This window comes from Streptomyces prunicolor (assembly GCF_045162825.1).
In the GTDB taxonomy this organism is placed as follows: domain Bacteria; phylum Actinomycetota; class Actinomycetes; order Streptomycetales; family Streptomycetaceae; genus Streptomyces; species Streptomyces prunicolor.
Genome location: NZ_CP108676.1, coordinates 4199139 through 4212422 on the forward strand (window position 1 = coordinate 4199139; position 13284 = coordinate 4212422).

General features: G+C 68.4%; 14 protein-coding genes. 1 reads left to right on the plus strand and 13 read right to left on the minus strand.

Annotated elements, in window-relative coordinates; all coding sequences use genetic code 11:
• Positions 1-85 precede the first annotated feature (85 nt).
• The 5 genes from OG588_RS18950 to OG588_RS18970 form a co-directional block, all read right to left on the minus strand.
• Positions 86-1525, minus strand: a complete 1440-nt coding sequence (locus OG588_RS18950; protein ID WP_405948327.1) for an NAD-dependent malic enzyme — start codon at positions 1523-1525, stop codon at positions 86-88.
• 306 nt (positions 1526-1831) lie between these two features.
• Entirely contained in the window at positions 1832-4144 is a 2313-nt protein-coding gene (locus OG588_RS18955) for a HelD family protein (RefSeq protein ID WP_405948328.1), read from the minus strand.
• A gap of 163 nt (positions 4145-4307) precedes the next feature.
• Positions 4308-5069: an anti-sigma factor gene (locus OG588_RS18960; protein WP_266857491.1), complete on the minus strand. Its 762-nt coding sequence runs from the start codon at positions 5067-5069 to the stop codon at positions 4308-4310.
• Positions 5070-5107: 38 nt separating this feature from the next.
• The gene (locus OG588_RS18965; protein ID WP_019056398.1) at positions 5108-5629 is read right to left on the minus strand and encodes a sigma-70 family RNA polymerase sigma factor; all 522 of its coding nucleotides are present in this window, start codon (positions 5627-5629) and stop codon (positions 5108-5110) included.
• Between the two features lie 329 nt (positions 5630-5958).
• Positions 5959-6552: a CGNR zinc finger domain-containing protein gene (locus OG588_RS18970; RefSeq protein ID WP_405948329.1), complete on the minus strand. Its 594-nt coding sequence runs from the start codon at positions 6550-6552 to the stop codon at positions 5959-5961.
• A gap of 221 nt (positions 6553-6773) precedes the next feature.
• Between OG588_RS18970 and OG588_RS18975 the strand changes: the two genes are divergently transcribed.
• Complete coding sequence (locus OG588_RS18975) at positions 6774-8306, plus strand: recombinase family protein (RefSeq protein ID WP_405948330.1); 1533 nt, start codon at positions 6774-6776, stop codon at positions 8304-8306.
• A 204-nt stretch (positions 8307-8510) separates the two neighbouring features.
• On the opposite strand, the gene OG588_RS18980 is transcribed toward OG588_RS18975, so the two are convergent.
• From OG588_RS18980 to OG588_RS19015, 8 genes are all read right to left on the minus strand, one after another.
• Positions 8511-8807, minus strand: a complete 297-nt coding sequence (locus OG588_RS18980; protein WP_405948331.1) for a hypothetical protein — start codon at positions 8805-8807, stop codon at positions 8511-8513.
• Positions 8808-8979: 172 nt separating this feature from the next.
• Positions 8980-10428, minus strand: coding sequence for a replication initiator (locus OG588_RS18985; RefSeq protein ID WP_405948332.1), 1449 nt, complete (start codon positions 10426-10428; stop codon positions 8980-8982).
• Between the two features lie 108 nt (positions 10429-10536).
• Positions 10537-10731, minus strand: a complete 195-nt coding sequence (locus tag OG588_RS18990) for a hypothetical protein (RefSeq protein ID WP_405948333.1) — start codon at positions 10729-10731, stop codon at positions 10537-10539.
• A 67-nt stretch (positions 10732-10798) separates the two neighbouring features.
• Complete coding sequence (locus tag OG588_RS18995) at positions 10799-10990, minus strand: hypothetical protein (RefSeq protein WP_405948334.1); 192 nt, start codon at positions 10988-10990, stop codon at positions 10799-10801.
• Positions 10983-12167, minus strand: a complete 1185-nt coding sequence (locus OG588_RS19000) for an FtsK/SpoIIIE domain-containing protein (RefSeq protein ID WP_405948335.1) — start codon at positions 12165-12167, stop codon at positions 10983-10985. The genes OG588_RS18995 and OG588_RS19000 overlap by 8 nt, the downstream gene beginning before the upstream one ends.
• 149 nt (positions 12168-12316) lie before the next feature.
• On the minus strand, positions 12317-12502 hold the full coding sequence (locus OG588_RS19005) for a hypothetical protein (RefSeq protein ID WP_405948336.1): 186 nt from the start codon (positions 12500-12502) through the stop codon (positions 12317-12319).
• Between the two features lie 5 nt (positions 12503-12507).
• Positions 12508-12744, minus strand: coding sequence for a hypothetical protein (locus OG588_RS19010; RefSeq protein ID WP_405948337.1), 237 nt, complete (start codon positions 12742-12744; stop codon positions 12508-12510).
• Positions 12744-13115: a hypothetical protein gene (locus OG588_RS19015; RefSeq protein ID WP_405948338.1), complete on the minus strand. Its 372-nt coding sequence runs from the start codon at positions 13113-13115 to the stop codon at positions 12744-12746. The genes OG588_RS19010 and OG588_RS19015 overlap by 1 nt, the downstream gene beginning before the upstream one ends.
• Between the last annotated feature and the right edge of the window lie 169 nt (positions 13116-13284).

Genomic DNA, 13284 nt, shown 5'->3' on the forward strand with positions numbered 1-13284 from the left:
GTTCCGCGACGCGCCGGTGTGCGCTCGGCCGTGGCGATCCTCACAACCGCCGCACACCCGCCGCACACCCGCCGTTCGAGGGGTTCTACGACGCGGAGGGCGCCGTCGAGGCCGCCGCCGCTCCCGCCGCCTTCGCCGCGTCGCGCACCGCGCCCGCGACCGCGCCGGCGACCTTGTCGTTGAAGACGCTGGGGATGATGTAGTTCGCGTTCAGCTCGTCCTCGGTCACCACGTTCGCGAGTGCGCTCGCCGCGGCCAGCATCATCTCGGTGTTGACGGTGCGGGACTGCGCGTCCAGCAGACCGCGGAAGACACCCGGGAAGACCAGCACGTTGTTGATCTGGTTCGGGAAGTCCGAGCGGCCCGTGGCGACAACCGCGGCCGTCTGACGGGCGATCGTCGGGTCGACCTCGGGGTCCGGGTTCGCGAGCGCGAACACGATCGCGCCCTCGGCCATCGCGGCCACGTCGTCGCCGTCGAGGACGTTCGGGGCGGAGACGCCCACGAAGACGTCGGCGCCGCGCACGGCCTCCTTCAGGGTGCCGGTGAGGCCGTCGGGGTTGGTGTTGTCGGCGATCCAGCGCAGCGGCGAGTCGGGCTTGGCGTCGACCAGGTCCTCGCGGCCCGCGTGCACGACACCGTGGATGTCGGCGACGACCGCGTTCTTGACGCCGGCGGCGATCAGCAGCTTGAGGATGGCCGTACCGGCCGCGCCCGCGCCGGACATGACGACCCGGATGTCACCGATGCCCTTGCCGGCGACCCGCAGCGCGTTCGTCAGCGCGGCGAGCACCACGATCGCGGTGCCGTGCTGGTCGTCGTGGAAGACGGGGATGTCGAGGGCCTCGCGCAGCCGGGCCTCGATCTCGAAGCAGCGCGGCGCGGAGATGTCCTCCAGGTTGATGCCGGCGAAGCCCGGGGCGATCGCCTTGACGATCGCGACGATCTCGTCGGTGTCCTGGGTGTCCAGGCACAGCGGCCAGGCGTCGATGTCGGCGAAGCGCTTGAAGAGGGCCGCCTTGCCCTCCATGACCGGCATGGCGGCCATCGGGCCGATGTTGCCCAGACCCAGGACCGCCGAGCCGTCCGTCACGACCGCGACGGTGTTGCGCTTGATGGTGAGGCGGCGCGCGTCCTCGGGGTTCTCCGCGATCGCCATGCACACGCGGGCCACGCCCGGGGTGTAGATCATGGAGAGGTCGTCACGGTTGCGGATCGGGTGCTTGGACTGCATCTCGATCTTGCCGCCGAGGTGCATGAGGAACGTACGGTCCGAGACCTTGCCCAGCGTGACGCCCTCGATGCCGCGCAGCTGCTGGACGATCTCGTCGGCGTGCGCCGTGGACGTCGCCGCGATGGTGACGTCGATACGGAGCTTCTCGTGGCCGGAGGCGGTCACGTCGAGGCCGGTCACCGAGCCTCCGTGGGACTCCACGGCCGTGGTGATCTGGGATACCGCCGTTCCGCTGGCGGGCACCTCCAGACGGACCGTGATCGAGTAGGAGACGCTGGGCGCCGTAGCCATGGCCGACTTCCTCTGCTTTCACCGTTGAGCTGAGTACGCGTTCCGATGGTCGCACCTACTACCGGGTAGGCGTTAGCCGCCCCCGATTGCGAACGTTTTGTTCGCAAGAAAAAGAGGCCCCCGTCACTTTTCCCGTGACGGGGACCTCTCTGACAAGCAATGACACCGACCCGCCATGCTCGCCTCGCGGCAAGTGGTCGCTCTAAGCGACGAAGGTTGGGCCCGGGGGCTTGGATCGGGCCGGTGTCACATCCAGGCTAACAAACAGATCCCGTAAGACCATTCCCATCCCGAAGGTTCACCGTATTAGTCCCTGAGAAGGTCCGGCACCCCGTTCGCGTCCGGCTCGTCCCGCTCGGCCGAGACGACCGTGAGCTGCTGGGTCGCGCGGGTGAGAGCGACGTACAGGACACGGAGCCCGGCGGGCGACTCGTCGGCGATCTCCGCAGGCGAGACGACCACCGTCGCGTCGTACTCCAGCCCCTTGGCCTCCAGGCTGCCGAGGGCCACGACCCGGTCCCCGAGGCCGGTGAGCCAACGGCGGGCCTCCTCGCGGCGGTTCATGGCGACGACCACGCCCACCGTGCCGTCGACGCGGTCGAGCAGCTGGGCGGCCTCCGCGCGGACCGACTCCGACAACGAGTTCCGTACGACGGCGAAGTGGGGCTTCACTCCCGTCGAGCGGACCGCGGACGGGGACTCGGAGCCGGGCATCGCCAGGGCCAGGACCTTCGCCGCCAGTTCCGCGATCTCGGCCGGGTTGCGGTAGTTGACCGTGAGGGTGAAGCGGCGGCGGGGGCGGGAGCCGAGGGCCTCGTCACGGGCCTCGGCGGCCTCGTCGGGGTCGGACCAGGAGGACTGGGCCGGGTCCCCTACGACCGTCCAGGTGGCGTGCCGGCCACGGCGGCCGACCATGCGCCACTGCATCGGGGTGAGGTCCTGGGCCTCGTCGACGATGACGTGGGCGTATTCGACGCGCTCCTGGGCGAGCCGCTCGGCCCGTTCGCGCTGCGACTCCTCGCGCGTCGGCATCAGCTCTTCGAGGCCGGTGAGCTGGTCCAGCGGGTCCAGGTCGCGCCGCTTGCGGGGGCGGGCCGGGGTGCCGAGGATCGCCTGGAGTTCGTCGAGGACGGCCACGTCGTGGACCGAGAGGCCGTCCCGCTTCAGTGCGCGGGCGACCCTGCGGACCTCGCCGGGGTTGAGGATGCGCCGGGCCCAGCGGCCGAGCTTGCGCTCGTCGGACATGGACTCCAGGACGGCGCGCGGGGTGAGTTCGGGCCACCAGGCGTCGAGGAACGCGATGAAGTCGTCCTCGCTCGCGATGTCCTCGTCGAAGGACGAGCGCAGTTCGGCGGCCAGCTCGGGGTCCGTGTGCCGCCCGGCCGAGCCGGAGCGCTCCCACAGGGCGTCCAGGAGGAGCTTGCGGGCGCGCGGGCGCAGCATGTTGACCGGGGCCGTACCGCTGAGCGCGCTCTGCCGGACGCGCTCCAGGTCGGCGGCCTCCAGTTCGAGCCGGCGCCCGAAGGCGACGACCCGCAGCCGGTTCGGCGCGTCGCTCAGCTCCAGGGCCCCGCGCGCGGCCTTCCGCAGCACCGCGAGCATCCGGTACGAGCCCTTGGCGCGGGCCACGGCCGGGGAGTCGTACAGGGTGGCCTCGGCGCCGTCGACGAGCGAGCCGATGGCCCGGATGGCGACCTGGCCCTCCTCGCCGAGGGACGGCAGGACGCCCTCCGTGTACGCCACCAGCAGCGGGGTGGGCGAGACGATGAGGATGCCGCCCGCGTACCGGCGCCGGTCCTGGTAGAGCAGGTAGGCGGCGCGGTGCAGCGCGACGGCCGTCTTGCCGGTCCCCGGGCCGCCCTCGACGTACGTCACCGAGGCGGCGGGGGCGCGGATCACCAGGTCCTGCTCGGCCTGGATCGACGCCACGATGTCGCGCATGGTGTGGCTGCGGGCCTGGCCGAGCGCGGCCATGAGGGCGCCGTCGCCGATGACGGCGAGCTGCTCGCCTTCGAGGAAGGCGGTCAACTCCGGCCGCATCAGGTCGTCTTCGACCCCGAGGACCCGCCGCCCCTTCGACCGGATGACCCGGCGCCGTACGACACGCCCCGGGTCGACCGGCGTCGACCGGTAGAAGGGCGCCGCGGCGGGCGCCCGCCAGTCGATGACGAGGGGCGCGTACTCGGAGTCCAGGACTCCGATACGGCCGATGTGCAGGGTCTCGGCGATGTCGGCGGTCTGGTCGTCCCGGACAGCGCCTTCGGCCGGCTCCACGGCGGTGTAGGCGCCGTCGGGCCCCTTCTTGCCGTCCTCGCCGAGCAGGAGGTCGATCCTGCCGAAGAGAAAGTCCTCGAACTCGTTGTTGAGCCGGTTGAGGTGGATACCGGCGCGGAACACCTGTGCGTCCCGTTCGGCGAGCGCGCCGGGCGTGCCGACCTGACCGCGTTTGGCCGCGTCGTTCATGAGGAACTCGGCCTCGTGGATCTTCTCTTCGAGCCGCCGGTACACCCGGTCCAGGTGTGCCTGTTCGACGCTGATCTCCCGGTCCCGTAGTGAATCCTGGGCGGATTTGTCGGACACCGTGTCGAGCGCGGTCTCCTGTTGAGCCTGTGCGGCCACCGGGCCCCCTTCTGACGTGCTGGGCAGCCGTCAACCGTACGCGAAAGTAAGGCTCTGTAGCGAGGGGCGTGCCCGGTGGATCTTGACAAAGACGCGGGGCCCGGCACGCGCACCTGCCGCGTTCCGGACCCCACACACCACAACCGGCCAGTTGTTCGGTGCTTTACGCGTCGACCGCCACGAGCTTCTTGCCGTCGAAGGTCATGACCTCGAAGTGGTCGATCTCGTTCGGCGTGAAGGCCGCGCCGCCCTGGGCGTAGAGCGGGTTCTTGGCCTCGGCCTTGGTGGCGTTCGCGATGCCGTAACCCCAGGCCGGGACCGACCAGGAGCTCATGGTCTCGCGCTCGCCGTTCTTGCCGACGGCGATCAAGGAGCACTTCAGCGGGCCCTTGACGTTCTTGAGCTCGACGACCCCGAGGGTGCCCCAGTCCTTCTTGGACATCGCCACGGTCGCGGTCACCTTGGTGCTCGCGTCCGTCGCCGTGACCTTGTCGGACAAAGTGTCGAAGGTGGTCTTGGCGGTGGACACCGCCACGCTGCCCTTCTGGCCCGAACTGTCGCCGCCGTTGGCCGCGATGACGGCCAGCGGTCCCGCGATGATCAGGGCCGCCGCGGCGGCGATCATGTAGAAACTGCGGCGACGCTTCAGGGCTCGACGGTCGCCGACGTCGTCGACCAGCCGCTCCACCAGCCGGGGACTGGGTTTCGCGGCCAGGGACTCGGCGATCGCCGGGGTGCCGGTGCCCGGCAGATCCGCGAGCGCCGCCAGCATCGGTTCCATCCCGGCCAGCTCGTCGAGCTGCTGGGCGCACCATTCACAGGTCGCGAGATGGGCCTCGAAAGCGGTTGCTTCGGCGTCGTCGAGAATCCCGAGGGCGTAGGCGCCGACGGTCTCGTGTTCGTTCGAGCCCTGAGATCCCTGCATGGAACCAGGACTACCCGTTCCGTATCCCCCGTAAATGCTCATGCCGTCACCCCCCGCTCCTCCAGAGCAAGCTTCATCGATCGAAGGGCGTAGAACACCCTTGAGCGCACCGTGCCACTGGGGATGCCAAGCGTCTCGGCCGCCTCATTGACGGTACGCCCCTTGAAGTACGTCTCGACGAGCACCTCCCGGTGGGCCGGGGTCAGGTCGTCCAGCGCGTCCGACAGTGTCATCAGCCACAACGCCTTGTCGATCTCGTCCTCCGCGGGGATGACCTCCAGCGGCGACGGGTCCACCTCCTGCGGCCGGGCCTGCCGGCTGCGGTGACCGTCGATGACGATGCGCCGTGCCACCGTCACAAGCCAGGGTCGTACCGATCCGGTCGCTCGATTGAGCTGGCCGGCGTTCTTCCAGGCCCGGATGAGCGTCTCCTGCACCACGTCCTCGGCACGTTGCCGGTCCCCGGCGACGAGCCGCAACACATAGGCGAGCAAGGGTCCGGCGTGCTCTCGGTACAGGGCACGCATCAGCTCCTCATCAGGTTCCGAGGACTGGGACATGCGATGTCGGGCCCTCGGTGCGTGTTCATTGGCCACGACGGAATCCTTGCGCACGCCCACCTCCGGTGTCCGGGGGTTCCCCCGGTCGGTCGCTCAGGGAGAGGTACGCGGACGGGTGCGGGAGTGTTCAACGCGAGGCGACAGTTTTCTTGGAAGTGACGTGACGAGCGGGACATGAGTGCACATTCCCACCGTACGATCTTTACATTTCCACCACACGAGCAAGATCACGCGGGCTGCCCGTGCCGCGCCGGAGTGAAACGCACTGTTGTCGAAATCACTTCGACAATTGACGTCCCGTCACTCCACAGAAGCCGCATAAGGGATTCTCAGGCTCGGGCGAGCGCAGCGCGCCGACGATGCCGAGCCACTCTTTCGCGGTTCCCGCAGACCTCACTGGAGCACCAACGCCTCCGCCGCCCCCGGGACGTATCGAGATAAACGATCGGGCAGTTGTCCCCCTCGCACTCCCTCAGCGAGGCCCGCGCGACGGGATCGGTGAGCAGTTCCACGACGTCCCGAGCGATGACTGCGAGCAACGCACCGCACCCCGGAGTCCCGTCCAACTCCCGCACCAGCACGCCCTCTTCATCGCGTACGGCACGGGGGGCGGGGGGTGCGGCGCGGGCGAGGTCGTTGACGCGGGCGAGGGCGAGGTCGTGGGGCCGGGTGTCGTTCGACGGTCTGCTGCGCACCAACTGGCTTATCTGCCCGCGCAGTTCACGAAACCCGACAAGCCAGCCGAAATCGACGTGCGCGAGCGGGGTGGTCGCGGGGACGAGCCCTGATCGGACGATCCACGCGCGGAGCGGCTCCGGCGCGTCGAGCCGTTCCTCGGGGTGCGTGGTCGCGAGGAGATCCAGACAGATCCGCCCGGCGTCGAAACGCAGCTCGTACGGGGCCATGGTCGAACCCAGTGCCATGTGCCTGTCACCGCCTAGGGATTGCCCCGGTCGGGAAACCGTTGTCTCTACAGTGCCTGCCCGCTCGCGTGGCCGGAACCCCTTGGGGCTTGTCGGCGCAGGGCGGGGTCATCCAGGTCAGCTCGTGGTGGCTCGCTCGCTTCTCAGTGCAGGTCGGTGGAATCCAGCCCGTCCGGGGACTTCCGTTAAACGCACTGTAGTGCGGGGGCGGAGTCGGCATCATGCAAGACGTGATCACCACGGAGTACGACGGCTGCGGCAAGTGCCTGGTAGTGGTGCGGCGGTTATCACGGAAGTCGGATGCAACGTCATCGCCGGAACGACAGCTTGATCAGTCGTTGGCGGCCGTGGCGTCGGTAGGCGGACACGTGATCGCGTTCGCGGACGACATGGAGGTCAGCGGAGCTACGGACCCGCTCACGCGTCCGGGGCTTGGTCCGTGGCTGCGGGGGGAGATGGGTCCGTACTCGGGAATCGTGGGTGCGGCCGTTGACCGCATCGGGCGCAACCAGCGAGACGTCCTCAACACCGCATACGCCATCCACGAGGCAGGGCGCATTCTGGTGACCTACGGGCATGACGGCCCGTGGGACCTAACCGACCCGGCAGACGAGATGAGGCTCAGTATGGAGAGCTTCGGAGCGCAGATGGAGCTTCGGGCGATCCAGAAGCGCAACCGTGACGAGACCCGCCGGGCCCGGGATGCGGGTGAGCCGAAGCAGATGAACCCCTACGGGTACCGCTACGTGCGCCTGGTCCCGATGGGCAAGGTGGATCATGTGGAGGTCGACCCGGTGGCCGCCGAGATCATCCGGAAGGTCGCCGAGCGCATCCTGACTGACACCACGGGGAAGATCACCACGTACACGGAAGCCGCGCGGCTGACGCGGGCGGGGGTTCCGTCGCCACGTGATCACCGGGCGGTCATGTACGGGCGGGAGCCGAAAGGGACGCCGTGGACCGGTCCGGCGATCCGGAACATCCTCACCAGCGAGGCATCCCTAGGGTTCCTGATGCACCAGGGCCGCCCGGTCATCGGCAGGGACGGGCACCCGGTACGGCTGGCGCCGCCGCTGTGGGACCACGCCACCCGGGATGAGCTGATCAAGGCCACCGCGCCGAAGCAGCAGCGCACCCGCCGGGGCAGCCGGGCGCCGAAGGGGACACGGCTCCTGTCCGGACTGGCGTACTGCGGGACGTGCGGACGGCGCCTCAAGGTGACCGGCGGGGAGGCGGACACCATCACCTACGTGTGTAACGGGCGGTTCATGGGCATTGCAGCTTCCCAGGACTGCAAGCCCGCCCCCACCATGCGGACACACCTGTTGGACGCCGAGGTCACCACGTGGTTCCTGGCACGGTACGGCGCGGGTCAGGTGATGCGCCGAGAGTACGACCCGGGCACCGGCTACGCCGCCCGCATCACCGCGCTGGAACACGACCGCAAGCGGCTGCGGGAGGACCGGTCGGCAGGCCTGTACGACGCCGACGACGACGCGGCATGGTTCCGCACCGAGTACGCCCGCATGGGACGCGAGATCACCGAACTGAGGGCACTGCCCGACCGGGCCCCCTCGATGCGCATGATGCCCACCGGCCAGACCATCGCCGACGCGTGGCACAACGCCCCCGACGACGCGGCCCGCCGGGAAATCCTCACCGGCTACGACGTCCGCGCAGCCCTCCATCCCGCCGCCGCCCCGCAACGCGTCCGCATCACCGGCGCCACCCTCTTGCAGGAAGAGGCTGCCTGACACCCAGCACACGCCAGGGGACCGGCGCAGGGACACCGTTCCGCCGGTCCCCACGCATGCCCACACACAAACGATCCTGCTTCTGTCCCCGGCACAGTCCCCGCCGTGCCCCGCCCACCCACCCGTGCAACCCCGCCGTAGCGCGCCCGTCACCGAGAGCCCAGCGTCATGCCCCGCCCGCCCGGGTCCGCGGCCCCGCCTGCCTCACCCCGGCCGTATCCCGCCGTCCCAGCGCCCGATCAGCGCCAACGACGGCAGGAGGTACCTCACCGTGGTTCCCGTTCTCGTGGTGAACTCCACAGCCCGGATCAGCACGTCGCACAGGGAAGATCCCCCCAGCCCGGCAAGCACGTCCACCGTCCCGCCCATGATCTCCGACAGCAGCCACGGACCCGAGCTGTAATGAAACACCCCTGCCGCATAGTCAGCCGCCAGCCGGAACATGAGATCCGAACCACCCGCGCGCTCCACCACAGCCCTGAACCCCGCCGACCGCGTCATGATCTCCCACCGCTCACACGCAGAAGAAGGATGCGCTTCGCGCGCCTCTCCTCCCAAAAGCCGGACGACCGCAGCCGCCGTATCCGGGCCCCCGGTGGTCACACGCCAGGTACTCAGAGCCTCCTGACGGCCCTTCACCGTGCGAAGACAATGAAACCGGCCAACGACACTGTCAGGCCGCATCGGACCACCTGCGTTCGGCGACCAGTTCCCGTCTGATCTCCCGGAGCACAACGAGGTCATCGGCGATCCCGGCCGCGATGAGTTCCGCACCAGGGGTGTGGCCCGATCCGACATAGCGCCACACCGACTCGACCACCGGAGACAGACCCGCATCAAGACCGGACAGGGACACACCATGACGGGCCGCACGGGCCGTGCGCAGTTCCCCGTACGTGGTCGAGTAGGCGCGCGACTTGGTAAGGCAGTGGCCCCGGTAGCCCAGCGTGTGAGCCCAGGCCCGCAACCGCAGGTGTTCCAGTCCGGGCAGCCGTCCCAGACGCCAACAGGTGCCCATGAGCGCGCGCACGTGAGCGGAGACGGGAACCAGGGCGATGTCATCGAGCGACCTGATCGGGTAATCCGTGCCGCCCGCATCGCCGACGCCCTTACTGACGTATTTGGCGACGTACGCCGCCACCGCCTGATCAGTCACCGCGCCGTCATCGGCGAAAGCCCGCCGGATGGAATGCACATCGAGTTGCCCGCCCCAGCGGAACACCAGCTCTCCCACGCCCGGCAGGTAAGGCATGGAAACCTCCACCGAGGCCGCAGCCGATCGCACGGCAGCGCCGAGGAGTTCGGCACTGGCCCAGTCCGGCGGAGGCGTACTCGGCCCGTCGGGTCCGTCGAGACGGATCACGGCATGGAAGTGCACGGCACCCCGCCTCTGATACTCCGTAACCTTGGCGAAGCTCAGCCGCAGATGATCCCCGATCTTCGACTGAGGGATGCCGGCGGACGTGGCGAGGTGGCGCCGGATCGCGCGGATTGTCCTGTTCCACAGCTCCCCGGCATGCGCGTGCCACAGCACGTGAGACGGGTAGTCGTAGCAGTCCGCGCAGAGCGGTTGCCCCGCCGCCGGATCATCCGCCGCGTGGACGTGGCCACAGCCGAGGGGCCGCCCATGCTCGCATGCGCCCCCGTCGCGCCGAGGATGGCAGCGCTCATCATCGGCGGTGGCCCGGTGGACCGCGCCGAACGAGGGAGCGGTGAGGGTGACGAACAACCGGGGATGGGCGGTCACCGTCACAGGCACGCTCTTGCCGCCCAGAAGACCGGAGCGCACGAGATGGAACGTGTCGCCGGAGTGGAGACGCGAGCACGGCGCACAGCGCGATTCCCGGCGGTTGCGGCACCGCACGGCCATCCGCACGCCCGGCTCAGTGTCGGTGTCGTAGCGGCGCAGCACCTGCCCCGTGTCGGCGTCGACCACGGTCGTGCGACCCGCGAGGTAGATCGGGTGCGCGCATCCTCCTGTGGCCTTGATCTGTTCGAGCCAGCGCGGAAAGCCTGGTTCATTGGCGAGGCGTATCAAGTCTCGTTCAGTGTCGGAGAGACGACGCAGACGCTCCGCCCTGTGAAGAACGGAGCGCCGCGCGTCAGCGGTCGTGAGCTGCATACAGGGGCGGTGACCTTTCAGCGTGGGCAGTCAGACGGACTGCGCAGGCGTGGCTGTAGAAGTGACGGCGGTGCACGCTGCTCCTTAAGGGAGTTGGGATCTAGAAGGTCAGGAGTGCCCGGAGCACATGCCGACGAGCACGCCCAGGGCGGCGATGATGATGAGGAACTTCAACAACCGGAGCATGCGCGCAACCTCCTTCCAGGCCACGGCGTACAGGATGGGATCAGCGGTTGCGCCGTCGGCGGTCGCGGCAGCAGACGCACCGCCGGAGGTGTCCTCCACGGGTGCGCTGCCGGGCACGACGGCAATACGGACAGCGGATGTACCGGCGAGGCATGGGAAACGCCCCTGTCTGGAAGAGAGCTGGTTACACCGCGAAGCGGTCGAAGACCCAGCTCACCAACTCGGAGATCATGAAGAAGGCTGGCGTTTGACCGAGGTAGAACCCGAAGAGGCCGATCAGTACGGCGACCCACCACGGCACCTCGCGCGAGCGGACCAGCAACACCGTGATCACGCCGAAGAAGAGCACGTAGGACAGTGCCGCACCATCACTCATGGCTCTGGCCTCCCGCTTCCAAAGCCGCAGCGAGGGCAGGGAGTTCAGGTGTCCGGTGTGCGTTGAGCGATGCATAGTGGCGCACTTCGTCGGGAGACAGGAGCATCGAGCGCGCCCGCACCCAGTGACCGCCGACCGTGGTCACCGCGACTCCCTTTTCGTCCTCGGTGATCGCCTGAGCCACGGCGATGGCGTCCGGCGACAGATCACCTAGAGCCATCTCCGCCGAGGCTTCGTCGTTGACCCGATGGCAGATCCGGCCGCCGAGCTGAGCGCGCAAGGCTGTGACACCGGGGCCGAGTTCGGAGCCGAAGCGCTGCGCCGCCACCACGAGATGAATGCCGAGAGCGGCACCGAGTTGAGCGAGGCGCAACAGGGCTGTGGAACACTCCACGGCTTCTTTGCGACCGGCCAGGGTCGCGCCACCCAGATACAGTTCTGCGATCTCGTCGACCAGAACCACGATGGGCACGGGCCGTTCGTCGTCGCCGAGGCCCCAGACGGAGCGGACCCCTGCCGCCCGGCACATGGCCATCCGCGACTCGGCTTCGCTGATCATCGCGTTCAGGAGTCCGATGGCCTCACGCCGGTTGGTCGCCAGCGCGGAGAGCCGTTGAGCGAAGAGGGAGAACTCCATCCCGCCCTTGCAGTCGATTCCCACGAGGGCCACCGGCTGTGCCCCCAGGTGCGTGACGAAAGCCGCCAGCAGCGTGGACTTCCCGGACTGCGTCGCACCGACCACCAGCCAGTGAGGAACCTTGCGCAGGTCGATGGTCCACGCCGAGCCATCTCCGGTCCGGCCGACCACCGCCGCCATGAACCGTCGCGCCGGGTACATGCGCCGTACCGGATCACCGGCGAGCGGATCACGCGCGGTCGCGACGATCAGCACTTCTCCGCGCTCCGGCGAGATCACCCGTACCGAGTGGACCCGCCAGGTATGGATGATCGCCTCCGTCACGGCGATGAACTGCGCCGGAGTCTGGCCAGGATGCAGACGCACCCGCACCGACAGGCCACAACCAATCCGGTTGATCTTCGGCACGCCGAGCCGAGGAGGCACCGGCCGCAGAGCCATCCCCCGCACCATCGTGTCCCGCCCCACCATCGTGTAACGCGGACGCCGCACGACAGCCAGGTCCGTGTTCTGGCACAGCCGCCGCCAGGTGAACCACATCCGGCAGACCGTGACCGGAAACCCGATCACGTACCAGGTCCACGGCACATCACCGAAGCGCCGCAGCAGCTTGGGCTCCCAATACGACTGCGTCAGGAGTCCCACACAGACCAGGGCCGTGATCGTCCACACGGTCAACGTTGCGAGCATCAGTGATCACCGTCCCGGCGCTGCTGGTCCAGTTGGTCGAGCATCTGGAGAACCCGGCGCCCGTTGTCCGACGCCGAGTCCGCATGCGTGATCACCAACGCCAGGATGGTCTTGACCGTCTTTGGGTCTCGCAGAGCGGTCAGCAGCGAGTGGCAGCCGTCGAGGATGCGAAGATCCCGCATCATCGCCTTCACAGTGTCGTCGTCTCGGAGCGCCACCAGTCCTCACCACCCTTCTCCCGCGCGAAGACGAAGCTGGCCATCTTGGAGGCTTCCGCCGTGTCCCGCACCAGCCGTTCCAGAGAGAGCAGGCGGGTACCGCGATCCATGGGCGTGAGGTCGATGATGTAGGCGATCGTCGCCAGGCTCATCAGACGGTCGTGCAGCGCCTGCCAGTCCCAGTCAGGAGCTAAGGCATCTACGGCCATCAGGCCTCACCCCCCGAGGACTTCGCCCGTCCCAGGGCCACGCCGCTTACCGGGGGCGCCCCATCGGGCGTGATGGCGGAGGCGCGGAACGACGTCCCCTTGCGGCCCTCGATCTCCCAGGCCACGGCCACCAGGTCGATGATGCTCACCCGGGTGCCTTCCGCGATGCCGTGCGGTTCGTTGGGCACGGCGACCTCGATCACGTCCGCACGACGGTTGTCTCGCTGACGGACAGAGACCCCAACGACGTAGATCACATTGCCATCGCGATCCTTCCTGACCTCCCCTGTCTCTTGATTGACTCTCGGTTCGGGCGGGACGACGCACATCAGTGCGCCCAGTCGTCGCACGTCAACCGGGATGGTCTGCATAGGTCCTCACGCCTCTCGGCTCGATCTCCAGAGTTTGCGATATTTGCAATCGCATACTCATTCTGATGAGTAGTGAGCATGGCTCACGTCGAGCCGTCTTGGCAAGCACTTAAGCTGACGAGTGCGGGACGGACGTGCCTTAAAGTGCAGGGCAGCACGCCGAGTCGCA